Origin of the sequence: Leptolyngbya sp. FACHB-261 (assembly GCF_014696065.1) — a bacterium.
In the GTDB taxonomy this organism is placed as follows: domain Bacteria; phylum Cyanobacteriota; class Cyanobacteriia; order FACHB-261; family FACHB-261; genus FACHB-261.
In genome coordinates this window covers 13,268-36,084 of the sequence record NZ_JACJPL010000007.1, presented here as the reverse complement: position 1 = coordinate 36,084, position 22,817 = coordinate 13,268, and the positions used below count along the sequence as shown (strand labels likewise).

Genomic DNA, 22,817 nt, shown 5'->3' with positions numbered 1-22,817 from the left:
TAAGTCCGAAAGAACCAGAAAATTAAGCTTCTTGGTGGATTTTTGAAAGGGTTTCCAGCGGTTACACTAAAGTCTGCTTGCCCTATCCGCTTGAAGTATAGGCAACCCTAATGTTTGGCTTCTTTCAAATTCTTACTTGTCTGCGAGACCGTGCTTTTCTCGGCTGAGGTGCAGCTTCCTGAACTCACCTGATGCTCAGAGTTGTATTCGAAGCTCTCTATAGTGTCGTTGTTGATCACAGAAATCCCACGTACTGAGTGCATGAGTTCAACTCTTAATAGACTGGGTCAGTAAATTATTAATGGGCGAACAATATCTAAAGAGTTGAGGCGATTATTGTGTTGAACAGAGAATGAAGAATTTGGGTGAGCCGAGAAGCCCTTGCAACTGCAAGCGTGACAGCATTAGGTACGGGAAGGATTAACAAGGCCACCAACGCTCAAAGCTATACCCACATAGCTGTAGCTGGCCTTAATCCCCCAAAATTTTGTAGAGGAAGTTGTGCAGGAGTGATTCAGAAGGCCCCCACGCCCCACCCACCTGAAACAGGCTTTCGAGCTGCTAACGCCGCGGAGCAGAAGACCCGGCTCCAGCAGCTAAGTGAAAACGGTATAGAGGCGCCCTTGGCAAGCGCCTTTGAATCACAAGAAGTGGTGGGGCTGCACCAGCGACCGGGAGAGCGAGGCAAAATACTCTGCCTCTTTCTACCCAGGGACGGCTAGTTATCAAGTCCGGGTGGGTCGCAGCCAAGAGGTGTTTTGAGCCTGGGACTCGCTGAGAGTGCCCCCTGAAGCTTTAGCCCAGACACCTGCCTTAGCTGCTGTGCCGCCCCAATCCTGCCCTGGCTGCCTTGTGTGTTGCCCTGCAGCAGTGTGAAACTCCCGCCCAGCTCTAGGAGTCGGCCTCCAGCTACAGCAGCGAGACCTTGGAGCAAGCGATAAAGCAGTTGAGTCCTGATCGTCAGGAGCGGGTGGGGAGTTTCTGGCTTTGAGTGTCCAGGATAAGCCAGCCGGGGCCGGGCTAAGAGCGTCTCTCTGGAGGTAGTGGGCGGGAGATGAGCAAACGACGGCGCCGAGCAATAACTAGTAGTCCTGCAGAAATTCCGGCTCAGCCTGAAGAAGCTGCTCCCCAGGCATCTGCACATTCATGTCAAAGCAACAGCATTTTGCATGAACAGACGGGAACGAGAGCCGTTGGGCCAGAGCCTGAACCCCTAATGAGTGATTCATGCCAAAACACAGAACTTCTGCATGAATCACTCGGTGACGCAGAACCTCCGAGGCCACCTCAAGCAACAGCTCTGCTTTCATGTCAATGTCCTCAAGTTTGGCATGACTCTCTGCCTCCAGCTGAGTGCGCCATAGCTCGTCTCACTGCAGCTTTAGGAGTACTGCAACAGGCGGTGAATGAGTTGGCCTCGCAGGGGATCCGGGAGGGTTCAATTGCTGCTTACCCCAAACCGAATGGTCGGACCTATCACAACTACGTCACCTGTGGACAGAGCACAGTCAAACGAGTTATCTACCTACCTTTAAAGCAAAAGCCGCAGGTAGAGGCTGAGAACGAGCGGGGTCTTCAAGCCTCGAAGTTGCAGGCGATGTGCGATCAACTGGATCAACTCCTGAGTGAGCTGCACGGGTTGCGAAAGCGAGGGAGCCAGACGGGTCCTTGGACGAGAGGCTCACGATACGTTTCCCGCTCGAATCCGTTTTAAATGTGAAAATGCAGGCGCAAAACAGCCTTGTTGAATGCCTTCCCTAGGTGTTGGGCTCAAAAGAAGCAGCAGTTAACAGCAGGATTAGCTTGAGAAAAGCTTGTGCTAACCCTGCAAGCGTAGGCAGGCCGCCATCTGAATTTATTGGCTTAATAGGTCGTCCTCAAAGAGATCCCCTACCGCTTCTTATTGGATATCTTCCTCTAATGCTGCAGCCTGTGCGTTAAGCCTGCCCAGGTTTAAAAGCGCAAGCATTGTTGCTCAAACACTGGTAACACTTATTAGGAACCAGCAGGCTTAACCCTGGAGCTTGTTTCCTGGCTCTGATCTGTGCTTGTCTAGAGACAATTGGGCCTCAAAAATTTACCGCAGTCTATGGTCGCATTGGTCAAAAGATGGCAGCTTTACCCCTTAGTTTCTGGCAATAGATGGAGTAGAGAGCAGAGCTGTCTAACGCAGGGTTAACTAATCCTGTTTAGACAAAGGGCAATTTTCTAATTTTGCCTGAGCCAATTTCACTTCTGAGCGGGTAGCGCATGGAGTTCGCTCTTGCGGTTAGCCCGGCGAGGCCCTGTAGCCACCAGTAGCGTCGTCTTTACTGTCGGTTTTTGCAATGTCGAACTATGACCTCTTACCTAAAGTCTTCCGGATTGAAAGGGGGATGGCTCTCCTACTTTTCATCGGGTATTAATTCAACTCGGAATCTGCCTTTTTAGGATGAGTACAGAGTTCTGAATGAGCAGCTTTTTCTCCACAAGCGCTACTGAGATCCTTGAAGGAAGAGAGTGTTTCTCACCTCCATAGTGCACTACAATACCTTGTAATACTAGGTAAGCAGGACTATGAGGATGCTTGCAGTCAAGATGGCGTCACGGCATGGTAGGAGGGCAAGGAAAGCCGTTGACAGATTATTGAGCTTGAAAGTGAAGCCCGAAGAGTTCTGCGAAAAGTGGTTTGAGGCGACGCTTGAGAACAAGCAGGCTAGAGGAACCGGGCGAAGTGTATCAATCTCCTTAGCAGGGTTCTGGGGGTCAAAGAGGCTACTACTGACAACCAATGGGGACCGGGCTATGCCTTCGAGAAGATGCCGCCTCAATATGAGGTAACCCTTCGATACGCAAACGTGGTGCGCCTAATGATTCCAGCCAGTTCAGAAGTACCCAATATTTTAGACGCTGTTTTAGAACAACTTGGCGGGAAAAACGGGAGGAGTGAATGACAAACGGACAGAGAGAGCCGATTGATCAACGGCTTGACCGGCTAAGCATTGCGGTCGCTCAGTTGGTAGAGATAGCAACCGCCCATCAACATGCGATAGAAGCAAACACTCGCAACGTCGAGGCGAATACCCAGGCTGTCAGAACTTTAGCCGCAAGGCTCTCTGAGACAATTGAGGGCCTCAGGGAGGTCCGTGTCGGCACCCAAAATTTGCTAGAAATAACGCGCAACCAACAAGCGCAGATTAGCGAATTGCGCGAGGATTTGTAGTCACTCTTTAACTGGCTGACATTAGTTACACCTCAACGCGTTAGACCTACAATTAAATGTCTCCGAGTCATTGAGCGGTAGGGTATTTTGGCTGGGTCACTGTAACTCGTCGGGGCGCCATAACCTGCTGAATCCCTACCCTCACCAACTATTACTGCTGAATCCCAAGGTTGGCCTAGGACGATGATTTTGGCCCTACCTTTGGTGCAAAGTTGATGCTTGGTCACAGAACATGCAGTCTATTTAGACTGGCTCTGGGTCTTCAAGACCAGTGTTGCTCTGGTTAGGCAGACGGAACTTGTTTGGATTAGCTACCTGAACCTAGCTTCGAAGACTTTTAGCAGTGGTTCTATTGCCATGTGTACGGCTTGCGCACAGTATTGGTAATTGCCGGTTCAGAGAGTCAGCTCATCAGTCTCTGGAAGGTGGATGATACCGTGACTTCAAAGTTGATAGTGATCTACTACAAACGCTTGCAGCCAGCAGAGGGGCGAAGTGAGGCACTGCGCAGGTGCGGGTGCAGATGTTGAGAATCTCCAGCCATTAGCACCCTGGTGATGGGCGAGCTTTATTTACTCTGGTAACTGGGCCAGGCTAGAAGAATCTCCTCGAAGCTTTGTACTGTCCTTATCTAGTTCCCCCTCCCTTGTTCTACTGGGCTTGAAGGTCAACAATAAGAACTCGACCAATCCGCTCGACAAACTCAGATCTCGATATTCCATATTTCGCTGCTAGCTCGTCTAGTCCCTGAGTAGCAGTTCTGGTTAGACTGAGCGTCACTTTTTGCTTCAGCTCATCATAGAGTTCCGGGCGTCCCCGGACGCTTTTGAGCCCTCTCTGATACTTTTTGTGCCCTCTGGTGGGCTCAAACGGCTCGGGATAGGGAGTAAAGGTTTTACGGCACAGTTTGCACAGATAGCGCTGCTGACCATGCCGGTCCTTGCCATGCCGAATAATAGCCCCTGGCAAAAGAGGGGCATGTCCCTCTCGCTTCGCATCTGGACAAGTCGAAACCATCGAGGATTTTAACAATAGATCGACACTTTATATTCTAGCCATCAACACAGTTATCGGAAGATTTCGTCAGATTTTTCAATAGCTGTGTTGCTGATCAGCTGAGAGCTTCTATGGGCGCTGGTGTAGCTAGGCAATATTAAGATGGCCATTATAAGTACCTGGTTTTTATTTATAAGATTTCAACATCAAGATCGGCTTGAAAGCCTCTCAGGGCAGGGGTTGCAGCAATTACTTAAAGCTCTGTTTCAGAGTACAGGCTCGTACCCCGAGTCTAACTTATGGTATTATAAGCTTATAAATAAGGTGTGTTGTCCCCCTGAAACCGACAGAGCTCAGGGAATAGAGATAGCTAGTATTCCGTAGCTAAAGGGGGCCTACAAAGAAGCACGGAGTTACTTATTGGCATGAATCCACAGTCGTTAACAGATATATTTTTACTCTACCAGGAGTATGTTCAAGCCGAGTACTCAGTGAAGAAGTCAAAGGAGATTATCCACCAGACCAAGACAGCTATTACTCGCTACGCCCTGCCAGGATTGGGAATGGTTGCGGCTAAAGGTAGAAAACCAACCCGAGAAGAGATCTTAGCAGCTGAGCGTTTTATGCAGGGGGTTCCGCTATCTCGGCTTAAAGAGCTACCAGAGGCACAAAATAGAGTTTTCGAATCGCTCTCTGCAACTTCAAGCACCCGACACACTTACGGTAGCAGGCTGCAAAGTCTTTTGGCATGGTCCAATGCTCAGCTCTGGTATCCAAATGCCAAGCAGGCAGCAAAGATTAATCACTGCCCAAGATTTGTGCATGGACATGGGGATATCAGCCTTAGGCGGCTGACGCACCGAAAGGGCATGAACACTTATAGTCTAAAGCGGGAGTGCTTGCCCCAGAGCCTGCAAGAGACTGTGGACCGTTTTTATGGTTTTCTGACTAAAGCCTACTGGCCTGGTCGTCAGGACGCAACCCTCAAGCCTGATGTCGCCAACCAACGCCTAATAGCCATTCTTCGCATCTTAGGGTGGTTCCATTACTACAGAGAAGTGCCGATTTCAGATCTAAATTTGGAGCTATTGGTTCCGAAGCTGAAGTTGAAGTACGCCAGCGAAAAAGACAAGGCCATCATCGAGTTGGAGCGAGTAGCTGAGCAGGTAGATCTATGGATCTGTGATTTTCTAGAATTTCTTGAGGTTGAGCGGCAATTCCAGAGTGCTGGCTCAATGGCGGTTATGCTCCTTGGAGTGCACTCACTCGTTCGATTTCATTATTATGGCGAGACTAGAGATCTAACTTATGGGGATATCCCTATCATGGGCCTCGTAAGGCGGCACTTGAATGCCCTTGATAAACAGACCGCCAAACAAAGGCTTGTTGCATCCCAAGAAGTGAAGTGGCTAGAATTGCCAGACATCTGGAGAAAAATTGTTGCACCCTTGCGGGAGGAATGTGCTTACAAGGCGTACAAGCAATGCAATCCTCGACCAGATATTGCGATTGCTCAAAGCTTCCAACGTTTTCTAGTCTGGGGTTGCTTAACCTTTCGTCCACCCAGAAGGCAACAAGAGTTTCGAGATCTCAAGATCAGCATGAGCTGCCCAGTACAACGGCCAATGGGGATTTTGCCTAACCAGCTTATTCATCCCCTTCCGCCTGATAGAAGCAGAGACAAGTATCACGGCTACCTGTATAGGCTCGTTAAGCCTTTGCCTGAAGACCAGATCGAGGATAAGGATAAGCATTTGTATGAGAGCGGTATATGGTACATGGATATGCTGCCGGAATCCTACAAGACTGGCAAGACCTATGGCCATCAATCGCTTCGTATCTCCAATCTTGCCTTCTCTGATGGAAAACGCTTCTATGAGTATCTAGAAGCGTTTCTGTATGGCTACTACCGAGATAAGGCCGGTGACTGGATTAGCGGGGCTGAACTTGCTGAAACCCCAAAGAGACAGGGAAGCTGGCATAGCCTCCGAATGACGTTTAACACCGATCATAACCATGTCTTCTCTGCGCCTCGTTCAGGCAAACCCTTCGATGTATCAACTTTTATGAGGCTGGTCAGAAGCAGCGCTCATAGGCTCACAGGGCAGCTAGTGACGCCCCACCTACTACGTGATATTTTCGCCACTTGGTTTCTTGATCAGGGCTATTCAGAGGACAGAATTAGATCGCTTGCTTACGCGATGGCGCATAGTGAAAAGATGCTGCTTAAGACCTATGATCGTCGTCGGCCTCAACAGAAGAGCAGGCCAATCGAAGAGGTGATGGCTACCCTAGTCCAGCAATTTTTGATTGACTGAAATAAGCAGGAATTACCTCAATGCAAAAATAAGGCAAAGCCATACGGTCTTGAATTGATTGAGACTGCAACATAAGTTGGGCTTTTGTGCCCTGCTTGCCTTTGTTTTGGCTCCTTTTCTACGCCTAGAATGGGTTAGCAGATTAGAGCTTATTCACCTGTCCAGTTTTTTGGTTCCACTCCACTAGCAGGTGGGCAATCACTCTGATCTCCACCCTCCAATCCTCAACTCGTCTAGGAGCGCCGTGTGTGTAGGCTGCCAACCCAGCACCTCTCTCGCCTTCGCCCCAGATGTCTGATTGTTGCTCGCCAGGTACTTGGCCATAGGTCCGATCGCATCAACCATCTGCTCGACCGTCACCTCCTCAGTATGCCCGCCAAGCCCAACCGCATCAGCGATCGCCGCAGCCAAGTCGCACCAGCGGATGCTAGACTCCGCCGCAGTGTAGAAAAGCTCTCCACCTGCCGCCTTCTCCAAGGCTAAGCGGTAGAGGTCGGCGAGGTCATCAACGTGAACGAAGGATCGCTTACAATCCCCAGTGCCACGAATGAACCGTGACACACCAGCCCTTCTTGCAGCCTGAACTAGTGTTGGCAGGATCATCCCCCCACTGCGACCGTAAACGATGGGCGGGCGCAGCACGACGGTTCGCAGTCCACGGTTAGATGCTTGGAGAACCATCTCTTCGGTCTTGATTCGGATAGCATACGGTGTTGGGATGGGTGTCACCAGCATTAGCTCGTCAAACACTACATCACCTGTGTCGTCCAGAACACCCGTCCCACTCGTGTAGATCAGGGTCTTGCCAGTATCAGCGATCGCCTCAATCAGATGGGAAATTGCTGCTTGCTCAATGGACACCGCTTCACCAAGTGCACTGAAGTCGCTCATATCGAGTGCCAACTGGATGATGCTGTCTGCCGCCTTGGCTGCTGACGACAGTGACTCAGGGTCCTTTAGATCCCCCATTTGGGGCTCAACCCCAAGTGCCTTCAGTTTCTCTGCGCTGAACTGTGAGCGGGCAAGCCCAGTGACGCTGTGTCCAGCGGCGATCAGCTTTTCGACCATAGCAGAACCGATATAACCAGTTGCTCCTGTGACAAATACCTTCATAAATCTCCTTCATGCTTGAGTTCGTCATCTGTAGGTGCATTCCAAGTCGGGCTATAGTCGAGTCCCGCCACCCACCTGAACGACCTGCCCGGTGACCCACGCACCATCCGTTGAAGCCAGGAACGCGATTACTCGGGCAACGTCCTCGGGCTGTCCGAGCCGAGGGATAGCTTGCATACCTAGTGCTGCTGCCTCTGCCTCTGAGGAGCCGAGGAGCTCTGAGGTCATGTCTGTGGCAATCAAACCTGGAGCAACGCTGTTGACTGTGACTCCTTGTAAACCAAGCTCCCCCGCCAGATAAATGGTTAGGGTGTCTACTGCACCCTTAGTGGCTGCATAGACTGGATATCCGGGGAAATAGAACCGGGACCCAGCAGATGAAACGTTGACTATTCGACCGCCATCGCGAAGTCGGCTGACCGCCTCTTGAGTAACGAAGAATAGGCTCTTGACATTGACCGTGAACAACCGATCGAACGTTGCCTCATCGGTCTTACCAAGGAGAGTAGAGGCTGCGATGCCAGCATTGTTCACCAGAATATCGAACTGGTTGCTCCCGGTCAGGGCAAGCAGCTGAGCATCGAGTGCATCGAACAGCCGCTGCACTCCACCTGGTGATTCAAGATCAGACCCAACAGCGAACGCTTGCCCACCTTCAGACTTAACACTCTGTACCAAGTCAGCCACCGCAGCCTCGCTCTGCCCATAGTGAGCAGCTACGAGAGCTCCCTCGGCAGCCAGAGCCGCAGCGGTCGCCCGCCCAATCCCTCGGCTCGCCCCTGTCACTAGCGCGACCTTCCCAGAAAGCCGCTTACCCACGTTACTGCTCTCAGTCATCTTCTGCTCTCCTTCTAAGTTGTGCCTGCCATTCCCGTTCCCTGACCGCAGCCTTGATGACTACGGCTAGCCAAGCTACGGTCGATCACCGCTTGAATCCTTGCAAATGGCTCTGAGCTCCTGACTTAAGTCATGATCGAGGAGCAACCACAATGGTTTATAACGCTCGTTATCGTAACGATCGTTATTCTATGAGTGATACTCCGGAGAGTCAAGACCTATGCGGTTCAAACCAGACCACAGTGAGAAAACCAAGGCAACTATTGTGGCGGTGGCTAGCCGCCGCTTCCGTCGAGATGGGTTTAATGGTGTTGGGGTTGATGGGGTAGCGTCCGAGGCTGGGATGACATCGGGCGTGATTTACAGCCAGTTTGGATCAAAAACTAAACTATTTGCTGCAGTGCTTCGGGCTGGCTTAGAGGAGCTCAGGAAGTCTCTGAGTGAGATGGATGGACAGGACGCTTTATTTACGTATCTGGACACGTACTTCAGCGCGGAGCACCGCTCTGACCCGGAAAATGGGTGTCTCCTCCCCTGCCTATCAATAGACGCAGGGAGATCTGGTCCTGACGCACAAGCGGCATTTGGTGAAGTGCTACCACAGGTGATCGACGAGATGGAGCGCCTCCTCATAGCTACTGGTGCTGATTCCGACCGAGATTCTGTGTTAGCTACCTTAGCCCTCATGACTGGCGGAATTATGCTTGCCCGTGCGTTGCCTGATGAAGATGCAGCTCAGGAGATGTTAAACGCTTGTTGCAAGGTCGCCAAAGAACAGATTTGCATGCCAAAGGCAACTGTTCGTCGTAGGAAGCAAGGGAAAGGTTGAGCGTTGAAAAAATTGCATAAACACGAAGTGGTTGTGTCGCAAGTAATCCTTGTGGACAAGTGTTGCTGTTGCAGAGAATTAGACTATGCCACCACTCCAAAAATTTGACACACAAATGCTGCCTGAGCAGTGACATCTATCTCCTCGTTCCACCCCTTTAATCTGACCTCTGCGGATCATATTCGTTGCTTCAATCCCGCTCAAGGTTCGCCTCGCAGTATTGAACGATTTGAACCCCATCATTGGTTTCACAGTGTGCTTGATCGATGATCCTGCTCAATCACGTTGTTCAGATACTTGCTTTGCCGCAATTCGGTGTCCTTGGTGATTGTTTCTTCAGACTTCAACGTTTCAATGGCAACCAGATAAGCGGGGTTCTTGTCCACGGTAATTACCTATGATGCATCTCGCGGCTCAGTCCCTAACGAACTGCCATCCAGCAGGCATTGCCTGCTGGATGGCAAGTTCTACAACCCAAGAGGTAAAGCAGAGTCAGGCTCCAAGCAGTGGAACAAATCCCATCGACTACTCATGCCACCTCTTTTGGCGTGGAGGCTCTGTCAACGCATCAGAGAGGCGATAGCCCCGAAACACCCAGGCTCCCAAGAGCACCAGCACCGTAGCGGCCACAAACACCAACCGAATCCCAGTAGGCTGCTCTGACGTATAGCCATAGTGAGAAAAAAGAGGCGACACCAGCAGCGTTGACAACGACAGACCAAGACCCGCAGCAAAGGTAAAGAGACTGTAGTGAAAGGCTTCGCGTCGCTGTCCGGTCATCCAGGCATCCTGCTCCACTACCACTGCCATCAGCGCGTAGACCAACACAAAATAGCCGCCCAGGAACGGCCCCAGCAAACCAAAGCAGACGATCGCTTGCAGCCCAATCGACCCGTGAGGGAGCCAGCCCACCACCGCCAGCAGACTACTCGATAGCGCCAAGCCGAGTAAGGACACCTGTAGCAGTTGGCGATTCAGGTAGTGTCGGCTCAGCCAGTTCCACCCAGGGGCAGCAACGAGCATGGCGAGGACCACAATGCCCTGAAACCGTCCTACCGCTGCTTCGGATTCATGCAGCACCAGGGTGACAAAGTAGGGCAAATTGGCTAGCAGCATCGCATAAGCGGTTTCCACCAGGATAGTGGAGCAACAGAGGCTAAGAAACGGGCGATTACGCAACGTGCAGCGCAGACTTTGCCGAAAGCCCATCGGCGCAGCCGTTGGCGGTATGCTTGCTGGCAAGACCCGTACAGTCAAACCCACCGTTGCCAGCGCGATCACTCCCATCACGCCACCCATAGCTACCGGTCCCCAACGGCCATAGACCACACTGCCTAGCACCGCACTGCCCAGCACCCCAGCAAGGCCAAAAATGTTTTTCCACATACTGAGATTGACTTGTGCTGCCGCCGTTGTCGCGACCTCTGGCAGACTGCCATCATACGGTACGCCAACAAGGCTGAGTCCTGTGTAAAAGGCGCTCGTCAGCACCAAAAAATAGAGAGCATTCAGTAGACTCGGCTGTGACGTTGGGGGTGTCCAGAGGCACAGGAGGGTGATCAGGTTGAGGAGGCTGCCCGCTACTAAGAAGGGCGATCGTCTGCCCCAACGACTGCGGCTCACATCGCTCCAATGTCCAATGAAGGGGTCAATCATCGCATTCCACACACGCCCCAGCGCCAGCAAGGTGCCGACCACAACGATCGATAGAGCTTGCGGGCGACCTGTGTTAAGCGGCGGCGCATAGCAGTACAGCAGCCAGGTGGAAACGGTTGTATTGATTAAGTTGATGCCAGCCGAGGTCGCGCTATAGAGGAATGTTTGTCGGAGTGTCAGGGCAGGGCGCATGAGGCTAAACAAGTTCACTATAAAGTTGGACCACCAATTTGGCTCTGGCACTATGCGTAACAATGCCACACCATAGCGCCTAAAAGACTGCTCTGGCTGAGGTTACAAGCTATAGTCTTGCCTGCTTTAGTTCAAGTTGAGCCACGGAAGTAGCGGCTAAGGCATAACGGTGGCACCTGCTTAATCACTGCGGCTCCTCTTCCTTGCAACGGCTAATCACTGTATGGTCAGCAGAAGCGAAATAGTAGAATGCAGCTTTCAGGCGACGCTTTGAGCTGAAAGCGGGTTGTATCTGAGCGTCCTGCATCCGTGTAGAGTGCCAAAGTAGCCTCCTTCTACTAATCAAGGCTTGCAGCGGGCACAAGAAAAGGTAAAAAGCTAGACTGCCTCTCTAGTTCGCGTTTCTAGGCCAGGTTAATTCCGTGTTACTGGACTTCCTACAACAGGAAAATTAATCAGTGTCCTGCCGCATCTATAACTTGTGAAAAAATTCTGTGATTCACCCCGTTAAGTCAGGGTTACACATTAGGCCGTGTTTGAGTTCTTAAAAAAGAGGTTTGCTATGAAGATTCTCATTGTTCTCACGTCTCATGACCAACTTGGCGATACCGGAAAGAAAACTGGTTTCTGGCTGGAAGAGTTTGCTGCTCCCTATTACGTGCTGAAGGATGCGGGAGCAGCGTCCTCTGGTGAGTCAAAGCCCAACAGATTGGCAAGGCGTTGATTGGCATTGAGAATTAATCCATCCGAGAGGCGGGTGCGGAAGATGCCGACCTGCGAGTTTTCAAAGATAGCTCGGAACCTGGCTTCACTGCGTTGTAATGCCTCTTCTGCTTGCCTACGCTGGGTGGTGTCATTGATGACACTTGCACAAATCTGAGGAAGTTGTGCAGGGGTGATTATAGGAACAGTTTGAATCTCAAACTTCTCAGCATCACCAAACGCAGTTAATACGGCTGCTTTCATAGATTCCATCTGTGCCAACTCTCCTTGATTGAGAATAAACAGTGCCGTTGTACAAACCGGCCTTCACACTACCAGCACTCAAGTGTTCAGAACATCGTGTTATCGTTAGCCGACGCTTCCGGGATGGTCTGAAGCACGTCCCAATGCTCGACTATCTTGCCTCTATCATCCAGGCGGAAGATGTCGATGCCTGCCCAGTCGTTGTCGCCCGGCCATTGCTGGTAGCAATGCAAGACTACATAATTGCCTTCAGCGAAGACGCGCTTAAACTGGACGCACTTGCCCGGATATTCTTTCGCCATCCTCTCGAAATATTCGATGAAAGCCTGCTTCCCGTCGGCCACCGCCGGGTTGTGCTGCATGTACACATCGCCGACATATTTCTCGATGGCTTCTGCGGGCTGACACTGATTGAACATCAGGTCATAAAACGCCGTGGCCGTCTGTTTGTTGTGCTCAAGTTTATCCGTCATCCGTTCCACACCTCACATCACCCAAAACGCCCAACGGCTCAAATCAGCGGCGACAAAGAAACTCGAACGCAGCGCTAGCGGCTTTAAACCGTCTGCTGCATTGTTAGCTGGTGTGAACACAGCATCTTCTTAGATTTGTGCCATGCCACCATCGACGAATAGCTCAATGCCGTTTACAAAGCTGCTGTCATCTGAAGCGAGAAAGACAACAGCTTTGGCGATCTCGTCGGGTGTGCCAGCTCGTCCCAATGGAATATTGTTAGCTTGGCTCGCCACAAATTCTTTCAACTGCTCTTCACTGAGTCCCCAGAGAAGATCGTAAGCGGGAGTCGGAATGAAACCAGGGCTGACCGCATTCACTCGAATCTGGCGGTCTTTGAGGTCGAGTGTCCAGGTGCGGGCAAACGATCGCACGGCAGCTTTGGTGGCACCATACACGCTGAAGGCTGGGATACCCTTGATGGAATTAGTTGAGGCATTCAGGATGATGGAAGCGCCCTCTGGCATCAGCGGCAGTGCCTTCTGCACAGTGAACAGTAGACCCTTGACATTGGTGTTGAAGGTTTTGTCAAAGTGTTCTTCGGTGATCGATCCAAGCGGGATGAGCTCGCCACCACCAGCATTTGCAAAGATCACATCTAAGTGGCCTTGCTCTTGCTCGATCGTCGCGTAAAGCCGATCAAGGTCTGCCAGATTTGAAACATCGCTCTGAATGCCAGTAACGTTTTTACCGATCTCGTTTACAGCAGCATCAAGTTCAGTCTGACGACGACCCGTGATAAAGACATAGGCACCTTCAGCGACAAATCGCTTGGCAGTAGCAAGACCGATGCCGCTGGAGCCGCCAGTGACAAGCGCAACTTTTCCTGAGAGTTTTTGTGACATAGTGTTTTCCTGGTTGAGTTTACGGGAAACGTAAGGCATGGTGATTAACGCTTATACGCTAATCAGGCATTCTTGTGAGTGTTCATCCAAGTACGAAAGTGGAATGGATTATTGCGTTTAGATGGGCGCGATAACCTTCAAGACGCAGCGCTGATCAATTCCTCGCTTTTCGCCCAGAGCTGCTTAGCTTTGTTAGCGTCGAGCGCATACGATCTGACACCGTCAGCAAATGGGTTGGGTGTGTCATTGATCGGCGCGATCGCGCAATCTTCGAGATAGTGTCCACCGATCTCGTCTTTGTTAGCCACGACTGCGGCCCAGACCGATGTCGCGGCTGCCTGCGGAAGTTCTTTCAACTCTTTCGGCAGCAGACCCGCTTCGGTGCGCGCTGCGTCAACAGTCTGCAAAAGTCCCTGCAAGTCCTCCGGCGACAAATGGCGGGGTAGATCCGTGAGACTGTTTCCGGGCATCACCGAAGCAGCCCGAATGCCGCGATCTCGATGCCGTCTGTCAAACTCCACAGCGAACAGTGAATTGGCGGTTTCGACCGGCCATAAGCGACCCATGGGTCGTACGCCTGCTGCTCGAAATTCGGATGGTCCAAGTCGATATCGGCACCGCGATGCGCGAGCGACGACAGGACTACCAGCCGTCCATTATCGGCGAGCAGCGGCTCGATCTGATTGATCAGGGCGAAATGGCCAAGATGGTTCGTCCCGAACTGGACTTCAAAGCCGTCGATCGTTCGACCAAACGGAGTTGCCATAACGCCAGCGTTAGCGATGATGGAATCGAACGGCTGTCCATTAGCCAACAGTTTATCCACGCAGTCACGAACGCTTTGCAAGGATGCCAGATCGAGCTCGATCAACTCCAGGCTGCCACCTTCTTGCGACGCGGCATCACGAACTGATGCAGTGGCTGGCTCAGCTTTAGCGAGGTTTCTGACCGCGCCGACGACACTAGCCCCGTGAGCGACCAGTGAGCGGGCGGTTTCAAGCCCAATGCCCGACGATGCACCCGTAACGAGGAATCGCTTTCCCTTGAGATCAACGCCCGCAAGCACCTCGTCGGCGGTCGATTTTGCACCAAATGTTTCAGTCATTTCTTTTTCCTTTAATTGTGCGTTTAGCACTAATGGCCAGCATCACGGCTCCAGTTAGTAGCGAGATTCGGATATGAGCCCTAGCAATCATGGTTCTCCTCCCAGCGTGAGTTGGTGGCTCTACTTTGTGTCTGCGCCTATCAGGATCGGGCGGATGGTTCGAGAACAAGCGAGCCATGGGCAGACACTCCTTTCGCGTGATGGTGAGTATTCAGGCCGCTCTGATGAGCACCAACACGAAGACCGTGGGCAGGTTGTTGATAACGTGGGCGATGACGCCAGGCCAGATCGAGCCGCTGCGGCGGAACAATTCAGCGCTGACGAGACCAAATACCAAAGCTATTGCGAAGACGATGTTGACGCCGTGAGCGAGGGCGAAGATCAGGGTGCTGCCCACTACACCAATCAACGGGCCGTAGCGCAGCAACGCGTTCGTGATAACACCCCGGAAGAGCAGTTCCTCGACGAGGGGCACAAGCAGACCGATAAACAGCGTAGCCAGCACCAGGGACAGCACCCCGCCGCTGCCAGCGTCACCGTACACCTCCTGGGGGGTGGAGCTATCTCCGGTGAGGGCGGTGTAGGCCATGGCCGCAAAACCTCTGACCACGAAGGCGACCACCCCCGCTCCGACCCCGATCAGGAGCCAGCGCGCTGTGGTGCGGCGCACACCGAAGGCGCACCACGAGCGGAGGCGCAGCAGCGCCGCTGCCGCAAACCCAGCAAAGGGGGCGATAACAGACAGCGCGGCGAGGGCCAGTCCGTAGACGACGGGATCGAGACCGAGCTGCCCGGACAGCAACACACCCCCACGTGCGACAGCGCCAAAGACGACGAGACCGACGATGATCTCGAGCCAGCCCGGACAGGAGGGCTTGTTGGGTGAGGACTGCTCTGAAACAGCGGCAAAGGTCTTTCCCTGTCCCTGTGGGGAGTTAGAAGGCACTTTGGACATCATCATCACCTCTTAAGTTCTCTTTGTCTTAGTTCATGTGAGTGTAGTCAGTTCCAACACTCAACTTCTTGCAAATTCTTATGGAGTTTCCGATGGAATTAGCGAACCGATTTCAGTGTTACTTTAGTAAGTCGCTTGAAGTGCTATATCAAACATTTCGCACTGCCGATCAACTACTGCGCTACAAACCCACCATCTACCAGCAATGTTGCACCTGTTACGAACGATGCCAGGTCAGATGATAAAAACAGGACTGCATTTGCAACTTCAAGCGGTGTTCCAATTCGTCCGATCGGGTGAAGTCCTGTTATATGAGCTTTGGCTTCATCCTGCCCGCCTGTAGCTGCTTCAAACATATCTGTTTCGATTGCTGCTGGTGCAACGACATTGATGCGAATCCCCGCTTTGGCATATTGGAGCGCAGCAGCTTTTGTTAAACCGACTACCGCATGTTTGCTCGCAGTGTAGAGAGGTACGCCAGGAAGTGCAACGACTCCATTCGCAGATGCCGTATTGACGATCGAACCACTTCCCTGGTTCAACATCTGAGCAATTTCATGTTTCATCAACAACCAAACGCCTTTGACATTGACGTTCATAGTGCGCTCGTATTCCGCTTCTGTTTGCTCAATCAATGAGGGGTTTTCGCCGACAGTTCCTGCATTATTAAAGGCAATATCTAACCGACCAAAAACGCCAACCGCTTTATCAACCATTGCTTTAACATCGGCTTCTTTCGTGACATCTGCCTGCACAAAAATCGCCTCTCCGCCGAACCGTTTCTTCACCTTCATCCATTCGACGACCCACCACCACCACCTTTGCTTGTTGCTGGGCATAAGCGATCGCCGTTGCACGACCAATTCCTGAAGTTCCGCCAGTGACTAACGCCACTTTATCTTGCAGTATCATTCTGTTTCTCCTAAAATCAAGCCCGGTTGTTCTCTCTTGAAATGGATCGATTCACTGTGAGTCCACATCAACCATCAAAAGTTAACTCGCCGTATATCCGCCATCGATCGCCAAAGACTGACCTGTGATGTAGCTGGCAGCATCAGAGCAAAGAAAAATAACGGCTTGAGCGATTTCTGCTGCCTGGCCAATACGACCCATCGGAACCATAGACCCGAGATCATCGAACGTGATGCCCATCTGGTCAGCGCTACGAGCCATGAGGTCAGTCGCAATGGGACCCGGATTGACAGCATTGATCCGAATGCCCTGTTTGGCATAATCGAGGGCAGCCGATCGCGTTAACCCCATCACGGCATGTTTGCTGGCAACGTAAGGAGAGATCCCTGGCAACGCAACCAGACCATTCGTTGATGAATTGTTCACGATCGCGCCTGCGCCTTGGGTTAGCATCTGCTGAATTTCGTATTTCATACAGAGAAATAGCCCTCGCGCATTGATCGACATGATCTTGTCAAAATCCTCGATCGATTGTTCATGCAGCGGTGTAACAACAAGATCGATTCCAGCATTGTTAAAGGCACAATCGAGTTTGCCGTAGGTTGCGACCGTTTTTTGCACCAGAGCTTGCACATCCGCTTCACTCGATACATCTGATTTCACGAACAAGCATTCCGCTCCAGTCTCGCGAATCAAATCAGCCGTTTCTTCACCTTCTACACGGCGTATGTCCGAGAAGACCACTTTGGCTCTAGCAGCACCGAAGGCGATCGCAGTAGCTCGGCCAATGCCCGATGCGCCTCCCGTAACTAACGCCACTTTATCTTGCAGTATCATTTTGTTTCTCCTGTTTCAATCAAGATTGACTTTCCGAGATTTAGCTCATTTGTCCAATCGGTCGAACAATGATTTCATTGACATCTACGTCGGCGGGTTGCTCGATCGCAAAGGCAATCGCACGCGCGATCGCTTCTGCTGGAATCATTGCCTCACGAAATCCCTCCACCCATTCCGCTGCTTCAGCATCCGTGATCGTGCTGGCAAGTTCAGTTTCTGTCACTCCAGGCGAAATCACCGTAACCCGAATGTCTGTCGATTCTTGCCGCAGTCCCTCGGAAATCGCCCAAACTGCAAACTTAGTGGCGCAGTACACGGCGGCGGTTGGATAGACGTTGTGCCCGCCGATCGAGGATAGATTGACAAACTGCCCTGATCGTTGCTGCTTAAAGAGAGGTAGCGCAGCAGCAATCCCGTGAAGCACACCGCGAATGTTCACATCAATCATGCGGTTCCATTCATCGATCTTCAGCACCTCTAGCTTGGAGAGTGGCATCAAGCCTGCATTGTTCACCACAACATCAAGGCGACCAAATTTATCTTGGGCAAACTTGACAAAGGCTTGCATGTCTTCGAGGTTGGTGACATCAAGAGTACGATATTCTGCTTCGCCACCCTTAGAGCGAATTTCGGCAGCAATTGCTTCCAGTCGATCGGTGCGTCGCGCCCCTAACACAACCCGTAAACCCTGACGAGCCAGCAATCTAGCAGTTGCTTCACCAATACCGCTACTAGCTCCAGTAATCGCAATAACTTTGTTCTCAACAGTTGACATGGTGATTGTTCCTTGTAGGTGATTAAAGCTGATTAGCAGTTAGACTGCTTTTAGGATGTCTGCCTGTACGACTTGGGCAAGCTGCTCCATATACAACCGCGCCCATGCGATCGCGTTTTCTCTCAGTCCCACAACAACGCCTCGCATATCGAGTTCTGTGCCGTTGGTATGGTTGCCTTGCCAGTGCCACTCTGACCAACCCAACTCATCCGCGATCGTATGGGTGATTAATTTTGCCTAGATGTCAGGAACTTGAGCGAAGAGAGCAGTCCAGTTCTTTCGCACCTGTTCTGCACCGATGAGGTTTCGTTCTGGATGAACGGGTTGTTCACCCAAAAAGTCAGGAGCAAAGCAGTTCACGAACGTATCAATGTCATGAGCATTGATTGCAGCTTCCATCTTGAGCAAAACTGAGGAAGTGTTTTGAATAGAAGTAGTTTTTGTGTTCACGTTGTTATCTCCATTGTTTAGAGGTATTACTCGTCTGAGCCTTTATGCTGCCTTTGGCAACCCAGGAAACTTTGTTGACTAACGAGACCACCGACGGCCCTTCCGATCTCTCTGGGAAACGGGTTCGGATGCCTCGTCGCGTTTGAACACCTTGTAGGCGATCGCCAGGAATATGGAAATTATCACCAGCACCGATAGCGCCACGTAGGTCGCGTGGAACTCGCTGACGGTAAACAGAGCTGGCGTGGTCACGGTGGTTCTGGCTCTGTTGAACAGGAGGAAGCCGACGATGTTGTTCGCGAAGTGTACGCCGATAGCAAGCTCGGTGGTTCCGTCAATCAACGAACTAGGTCCACAGCAGACCCGGAACGAGGAAGTAGTTGGAAAAGACCGCGAGCCAGCCGCCCGCGATCGCCGCGTTTGCTTCTTCTAAGATTGCTTTATTTCTCTCTGACATTTGAATTGCTCCTTTGTTCGAGTGGATGCTTTAACGGAGTAGTCTCTCTCAGCGCGTTCTTATCGGTTTTAGCTTGTGATTGCAGTAACGCGGACTCAATACGCATCGCTGGAAGTCCAAGAACTGCAACTCCTACCTCTGTCCAAATGGAGGCATGGTTGGGCATGTAATGACGAAATAGCTTCACCATCACATCGTTAACCTCTAGGGAAACCCTCCAAGATGGTAGGAATTGATGTGAACAACAGAAATCTCCTGAGTTTACGGATTATTCGCTACTCGCTGATACAGGTTCCATATACAAGCGTGCCCACTCAATCTGATCCGCTTGTATGCCAAGAATAGTCACCCCGCGCATACCAAATTGCGAACCATCACGATGGGTACCAAACCAGTACCACTCAGCCCAAGCCGTGTCACCCTCAACTGCCGAACGGAGCAACTCTGAGTGAAAGTTTGGGATGGCGTGGAAGATGCCAGACCAATTCTTACGGGCACCCTCAATTCCCTCGAGCTCTCTCTCAGGATGGAGCGGATGATTGCCCTGAAAGTTGGGTGCAAAGCAGGCTAAAAGCGCTTCCAGGTTTTGTGCGTTCTGTGCTTGTTGCAGTCGCTCTATGACAGCGATTTCTCTAGTTTCCATAATTTCTCCTTGTTTCTCTCCATGTTGTAAATTGAGTCACTCAACGGTGTTCAAGCTATTTTTCTACTTTTCAAAGAACGGCAACTCGTTTGTTTTGTGATGAAACCATCCTGTTGCTAGTCACGTCCTGCCACAATAATCTTTTCGGCTAAACCAACCGGGTTAGAAAACATCACCTCATGGCTACCGGGCATTTGCACGAACCGAAATAGCCCCAAGCGGCTAGACATTTTGGGATGCCATCCCCACTCGCCTTGAGGCAGAACGTTGTCTTCTGTGCAGTAGAGGTAACTTTTAGGGATGGACAGCGAGTAAAACTGTTTCAAGTTCAGCTTGTCAATCCACGGTTGATACGGCTCAGGCGATAGTTGTGCATAACTAGATCGAGCCAAATCGAGGTCAGCATCGTTGAGAAACGCTTCTCGCCACATCTCAAAAGGTAGTATCACCGTGCGATCGTCCGATTCTCTCGCTAGCTGATCGACTAACGCTTGAGTGTGTGGTGGGACATTATCTATGAGGCTCTCACCATCATTCAAGACAAAAGCATCAAGGAAGATGAGCCGTTTAATGCGATCGGGAATTGCTTCGGCAACTTTCGCAATCACTGTACCGCCGAAACTATGACCTAATAGAACAATATCGGTTAAGTCTTTGCTCACAATGTAATTAATGATCGATTGCGTACATTGAGCATGGTTAACGTTTTTATCTACGCTTTTCCCATGACCCGCGATCGTCGGAGCAAACGCCAGATGTCCTTTTGCTTCTAGATGGTCAACGACTGCTTGCCAAGCAGAACCATCATGCCAGGAGCCATGAACTAAGACAAAAATTGACATAGAATTCCTTTAGTTGCGATCTGAAAATCAAGCCCATTTGTTCTTTCTTGAAATGGATCGGTTCGCTGTGAGTCCACCATTAACGATCGAAAATTAACTCGCTGTATATCCGCAGCTTGAAGTTTGCTCGAATGGTTGTGGTGCGATCGCAACCATCATCAGCTTGAAGTTTGCTTGAATAGTTGTGGTGCAATCAGCAAGGATGGTAAGGTAAGAACCAAAAAATCACAAAGATTGCATCATTAGATCGCTCTGTAGACTTGATATGTAATTAACACGCATGACTTTCCCTACTCTCTTGGTCTATGAAACTAAACCAGCCACGATGCTTGTTTTGATGAAGATTGAATTACCTTGATTTAGACGAAATCTTCCATAATCAGAGAGTGATTTAAGCCGCTAGCAGCAACGCTACCCTGAAAAACAGCAGCGACGATCACTTGCATGGGTGAAGTGATGTCACCTGCCGCATAAACGCCTTTGACGCTAGTTTCGTTAAAAACATTGGTCGTCTTGATTAAATTGAATTCATTCAACTCACAGCCTAACTTTTCAGCTAGGTTTGAACGGAGTGTTTGCTTTGTTCGGATCAGTATTCCGCGACGCGCAATTTTCTCGTTTGTCTCAAAAACAATGTTTTCCAATTGTCCGTTATCGCCTTCGAGTCGGATGATTTTCTCTTCGCGGACAAGGATTTTGTGGTTTTCCAACAGTGTCCTTTGATCAGCGGTTAGATCAGCTTTGCCGTTGGTGCAGAGGACTAAATCAGCACTCCAATTTTTCAGCAGTGCCGCCATTTCGATGCCCGTTTCGCCATTTCCAACAATGGCAAGCGGCTCGTCGCGCACTTCCCAGGCATGGCAATAGGGACAATGAAACACGCTTTTGCCCCAGAAATCACCAAAGTTTTCGAGAGCTGGAAATTCATCCATTACCCCGAAAGCCAGCAAAATTTTGCGCGTTTTTTTGATCGTGCCATCCTCAAACGCAACTTCAAATTGATTGCCGGATGGGTTGATTTCCTTGACCCCGATCGCTTGAAATTCAACGCTTTTATAAGGTTTGAGTTGGTCGCGCCCGATGCTCAAAAGTTCATGCGGACTGATGCCATCGCGGGTGAAAAAGCTGTGCGACTCGTGTGCGGCAGCGTTACGCGGATTCCCTTTGTCGCAGACTAACACTCGACGGCGACTTCTGCCTAAAAGCAGTGCCGCACTGAGTCCAGCGGAACCGCCACCGACAATGACGCACTCGTAAAGCTCTTTGTTTTGGTTCATCATCTTTTTCTGTTCCCCAACTTTGGACAAAAGCATCAACTTCTAAGTTCTCTTTGGCTTAGTTCACTTGAGTGTAGTCAGTTCCAACACTCAACTTCTTGCATATTCTTATGGAGTTTCCGATGAAATTAGCGAACCGATTTCAGTGTTACTTTAGTGAGTCGCTTGAAGTGCTGTATCAAACATTTCGCACTGCCGATCGACTACTGCGCTACAAACCCACCATCTACCAGCAATGTTGCACCTGTTGTGAACGATGCCAAGTCAGATGATAAAAACAGAACTGCATTTGCAACTTCAAGCGGTGTTCCAATGCGTCTGATCGGGTGAAGTCCTGTTATGTAAGCTTTGGCTTCATCCTGCCCACCTGTAGCTGCTTCAAGCATATCTGTTTCGATTGCCGCTGGTGCAACGGCATTGATGCGAATACCCGCTTTGGCATATTGGAGCGCGGCGGCTTTTGTTAAGCCTACTACTGCATGTTTACTCGCAGCGTAGAGGGGTTGGATAGGATATGCAACGATTCCAACCGCAGATGATGTATTGACGATCGAACCACTTCCCTGTTTCAACATCTGAGCAATTTCATGTTTCATCAACAACCAAACGCCTTTGACATTGACGTTCATAGTGCGATCGTATTCCGCTTCTGTTTGCTCAATCAATGAGGGGTTTTCGCCGACAGTTCCTGCATTATTAAAGGCAATATCTAACCGACCAAAAACGCCAACCGCTTTATCAACCATTGCTTCAACATCGGCTTCTTTCGTGACATCTGCTTGCACAAAAATCGCCTCTCCGCCAGCTTCCTTGATCAATCGAACAGTTTCTTTACCTTCATCCATGCGGCGACCCACCACCACCACCTTTGCTTGTTGTTGGGCATAAGCGATCGCCGTTGCACGACCAATGCCCGATGTCCCTCCCGTCACTAAAGCAACCTTGTCTTTAAGCATCATGATAGTTACCTCTTGTTGTGAATGGCTGTGTCACTTTGTCAAAAACTCAATGAGCAATACGTGTAGGAGCCAGCAATAAGAAGCGCCTCCTACAAACAGGATGAGTACGATCCTGGTTGCAAAATGGCGGGTTTAGGC

27 protein-coding genes and 1 pseudogene are annotated in these 22,817 nt (G+C 50.7%); 6 read left to right on the top strand and 22 right to left on the bottom strand.

Translation table 11 applies throughout. From position 1 onward, the window contains the following. The first annotated feature begins 509 nt into the window (after nucleotides 1-509). Entirely contained in the window at nucleotides 510-722 is a 213-nt protein-coding gene (locus H6F94_RS03930; protein WP_190800928.1) for a hypothetical protein, read from the top strand. 360 nt (nucleotides 723-1,082) lie between these two features. On the opposite strand, the gene H6F94_RS03925 is transcribed toward H6F94_RS03930, so the two are convergent. Next, nucleotides 1,083-1,310, bottom strand: a complete 228-nt coding sequence (locus H6F94_RS03925; protein ID WP_190800927.1) for a hypothetical protein — start codon at nucleotides 1,308-1,310, stop codon at nucleotides 1,083-1,085. A gap of 92 nt (nucleotides 1,311-1,402) precedes the next feature. On the opposite strand from H6F94_RS03925, the gene H6F94_RS03920 reads away from it, so the two are divergent. The 3 genes from H6F94_RS03920 (at nucleotide 1,403) to H6F94_RS33455 (ending at nucleotide 3,732) form a co-directional block, all read left to right on the top strand. After that, nucleotides 1,403-1,714, top strand: coding sequence for a hypothetical protein (locus H6F94_RS03920; protein WP_190800926.1), 312 nt, complete (start codon nucleotides 1,403-1,405; stop codon nucleotides 1,712-1,714). Nucleotides 1,715-2,929: 1,215 nt separating this feature from the next. Then, nucleotides 2,930-3,202: a hypothetical protein gene (locus H6F94_RS03915; RefSeq protein ID WP_190800925.1), complete on the top strand. Its 273-nt coding sequence runs from the start codon at nucleotides 2,930-2,932 to the stop codon at nucleotides 3,200-3,202. Nucleotides 3,203-3,561: 359 nt separating this feature from the next. Beyond that, nucleotides 3,562-3,732, top strand: coding sequence for a CHAT domain-containing protein (locus H6F94_RS33455; protein WP_396426414.1), 171 nt, complete (start codon nucleotides 3,562-3,564; stop codon nucleotides 3,730-3,732). 121 nt (nucleotides 3,733-3,853) lie between these two features. Here H6F94_RS33455 and H6F94_RS31540 read toward each other — a convergent pair whose 3' ends face one another. After that, on the bottom strand, nucleotides 3,854-4,219 hold the full coding sequence (locus tag H6F94_RS31540) for an IS1/IS1595 family N-terminal zinc-binding domain-containing protein (protein ID WP_199320199.1): 366 nt from the start codon (nucleotides 4,217-4,219) through the stop codon (nucleotides 3,854-3,856). A gap of 404 nt (nucleotides 4,220-4,623) precedes the next feature. Between H6F94_RS31540 and H6F94_RS03900 the strand changes: the two genes are divergently transcribed. After that, nucleotides 4,624-6,516: a site-specific integrase gene (locus H6F94_RS03900; protein ID WP_190800924.1), complete on the top strand. Its 1,893-nt coding sequence runs from the start codon at nucleotides 4,624-4,626 to the stop codon at nucleotides 6,514-6,516. A gap of 198 nt (nucleotides 6,517-6,714) precedes the next feature. Here H6F94_RS03900 and H6F94_RS03895 read toward each other — a convergent pair whose 3' ends face one another. Both H6F94_RS03895 and H6F94_RS03890 read right to left on the bottom strand, forming a co-directional pair. Continuing rightward, the gene (locus H6F94_RS03895; protein ID WP_190800923.1) at nucleotides 6,715-7,629 is read right to left on the bottom strand and encodes an NAD-dependent epimerase/dehydratase family protein; all 915 of its coding nucleotides are present in this window, start codon (nucleotides 7,627-7,629) and stop codon (nucleotides 6,715-6,717) included. A gap of 51 nt (nucleotides 7,630-7,680) precedes the next feature. Beyond that, the gene (locus H6F94_RS03890) at nucleotides 7,681-8,466 is read right to left on the bottom strand and encodes an SDR family oxidoreductase (RefSeq protein ID WP_190800922.1); all 786 of its coding nucleotides are present in this window, start codon (nucleotides 8,464-8,466) and stop codon (nucleotides 7,681-7,683) included. 220 nt (nucleotides 8,467-8,686) lie between these two features. Between H6F94_RS03890 and H6F94_RS03885 the strand changes: the two genes are divergently transcribed. Next, nucleotides 8,687-9,295 carry a TetR/AcrR family transcriptional regulator gene (locus H6F94_RS03885; protein ID WP_190800921.1) on the top strand — a complete coding sequence of 203 codons (609 nt, stop codon included), beginning with the start codon at nucleotides 8,687-8,689 and terminating at the stop codon, nucleotides 9,293-9,295. Between the two features lie 248 nt (nucleotides 9,296-9,543). On the opposite strand, the gene H6F94_RS33450 is transcribed toward H6F94_RS03885, so the two are convergent. From H6F94_RS33450 to H6F94_RS03805, 18 genes and pseudogenes are all read right to left on the bottom strand, one after another. Beyond that, complete coding sequence (locus tag H6F94_RS33450; RefSeq protein ID WP_190800920.1) at nucleotides 9,544-9,681, bottom strand: DDE-type integrase/transposase/recombinase; 138 nt, start codon at nucleotides 9,679-9,681, stop codon at nucleotides 9,544-9,546. 139 nt (nucleotides 9,682-9,820) lie between these two features. Next, nucleotides 9,821-11,143, bottom strand: a complete 1,323-nt coding sequence (locus H6F94_RS03875) for an MFS transporter (RefSeq protein WP_190800919.1) — start codon at nucleotides 11,141-11,143, stop codon at nucleotides 9,821-9,823. A 654-nt stretch (nucleotides 11,144-11,797) separates the two neighbouring features. Further along, nucleotides 11,798-12,118 (bottom strand): PAS domain S-box protein, encoded by a 321-nt coding sequence (locus tag H6F94_RS31535; protein WP_199320198.1) that lies wholly within the window; start codon nucleotides 12,116-12,118, stop codon nucleotides 11,798-11,800. A 77-nt stretch (nucleotides 12,119-12,195) separates the two neighbouring features. Next, complete coding sequence (locus tag H6F94_RS03865; RefSeq protein WP_190800918.1) at nucleotides 12,196-12,582, bottom strand: nuclear transport factor 2 family protein; 387 nt, start codon at nucleotides 12,580-12,582, stop codon at nucleotides 12,196-12,198. A 129-nt stretch (nucleotides 12,583-12,711) separates the two neighbouring features. After that, nucleotides 12,712-13,506: a glucose 1-dehydrogenase gene (locus H6F94_RS03860; RefSeq protein WP_242040983.1), complete on the bottom strand. Its 795-nt coding sequence runs from the start codon at nucleotides 13,504-13,506 to the stop codon at nucleotides 12,712-12,714. 98 nt (nucleotides 13,507-13,604) lie between these two features. Then, nucleotides 13,605-13,874: an SDR family NAD(P)-dependent oxidoreductase gene (locus tag H6F94_RS31530; protein ID WP_199320197.1), complete on the bottom strand. Its 270-nt coding sequence runs from the start codon at nucleotides 13,872-13,874 to the stop codon at nucleotides 13,605-13,607. 62 nt (nucleotides 13,875-13,936) lie between these two features. Continuing rightward, entirely contained in the window at nucleotides 13,937-14,572 is a 636-nt protein-coding gene (locus H6F94_RS03855; protein ID WP_199320196.1) for an SDR family NAD(P)-dependent oxidoreductase, read from the bottom strand. A 211-nt stretch (nucleotides 14,573-14,783) separates the two neighbouring features. Beyond that, the gene (locus H6F94_RS03850; RefSeq protein ID WP_242040982.1) at nucleotides 14,784-15,533 is read right to left on the bottom strand and encodes a CPBP family intramembrane glutamic endopeptidase; all 750 of its coding nucleotides are present in this window, start codon (nucleotides 15,531-15,533) and stop codon (nucleotides 14,784-14,786) included. 167 nt (nucleotides 15,534-15,700) lie between these two features. After that, a pseudogene (locus H6F94_RS03845) lies at nucleotides 15,701-16,439 on the bottom strand (SDR family oxidoreductase). 81 nt (nucleotides 16,440-16,520) lie between these two features. Then, on the bottom strand, nucleotides 16,521-17,276 hold the full coding sequence (locus tag H6F94_RS03840; RefSeq protein ID WP_190800917.1) for an SDR family oxidoreductase: 756 nt from the start codon (nucleotides 17,274-17,276) through the stop codon (nucleotides 16,521-16,523). A gap of 40 nt (nucleotides 17,277-17,316) precedes the next feature. Further along, nucleotides 17,317-18,051, bottom strand: a complete 735-nt coding sequence (locus H6F94_RS03835) for an SDR family oxidoreductase (protein WP_190800916.1) — start codon at nucleotides 18,049-18,051, stop codon at nucleotides 17,317-17,319. Between the two features lie 39 nt (nucleotides 18,052-18,090). Next, nucleotides 18,091-18,255 carry a hypothetical protein gene (locus tag H6F94_RS31525; protein ID WP_199320195.1) on the bottom strand — a complete coding sequence of 55 codons (165 nt, stop codon included), beginning with the start codon at nucleotides 18,253-18,255 and terminating at the stop codon, nucleotides 18,091-18,093. 33 nt (nucleotides 18,256-18,288) lie between these two features. Further along, nucleotides 18,289-18,501, bottom strand: a complete 213-nt coding sequence (locus tag H6F94_RS31520) for a nuclear transport factor 2 family protein (RefSeq protein WP_199320194.1) — start codon at nucleotides 18,499-18,501, stop codon at nucleotides 18,289-18,291. A gap of 78 nt (nucleotides 18,502-18,579) precedes the next feature. Further along, on the bottom strand, nucleotides 18,580-18,843 hold the full coding sequence (locus H6F94_RS03825) for a hypothetical protein (RefSeq protein ID WP_199320193.1): 264 nt from the start codon (nucleotides 18,841-18,843) through the stop codon (nucleotides 18,580-18,582). Nucleotides 18,844-19,226: 383 nt separating this feature from the next. Further along, complete coding sequence (locus H6F94_RS03820) at nucleotides 19,227-19,601, bottom strand: nuclear transport factor 2 family protein (protein ID WP_190800915.1); 375 nt, start codon at nucleotides 19,599-19,601, stop codon at nucleotides 19,227-19,229. Nucleotides 19,602-19,717: 116 nt separating this feature from the next. Further along, a complete protein-coding gene (locus H6F94_RS03815; RefSeq protein WP_190800914.1) occupies nucleotides 19,718-20,443 on the bottom strand; it encodes an alpha/beta fold hydrolase in 726 nt (241 codons plus the stop codon). Between the two features lie 359 nt (nucleotides 20,444-20,802). Beyond that, nucleotides 20,803-21,723 (bottom strand): NAD(P)/FAD-dependent oxidoreductase, encoded by a 921-nt coding sequence (locus tag H6F94_RS03810; RefSeq protein ID WP_199320192.1) that lies wholly within the window; start codon nucleotides 21,721-21,723, stop codon nucleotides 20,803-20,805. Nucleotides 21,724-21,923: 200 nt separating this feature from the next. Then, nucleotides 21,924-22,679 (bottom strand): SDR family oxidoreductase, encoded by a 756-nt coding sequence (locus H6F94_RS03805; RefSeq protein ID WP_190800913.1) that lies wholly within the window; start codon nucleotides 22,677-22,679, stop codon nucleotides 21,924-21,926. Nucleotides 22,680-22,817 lie beyond the last annotated feature (138 nt).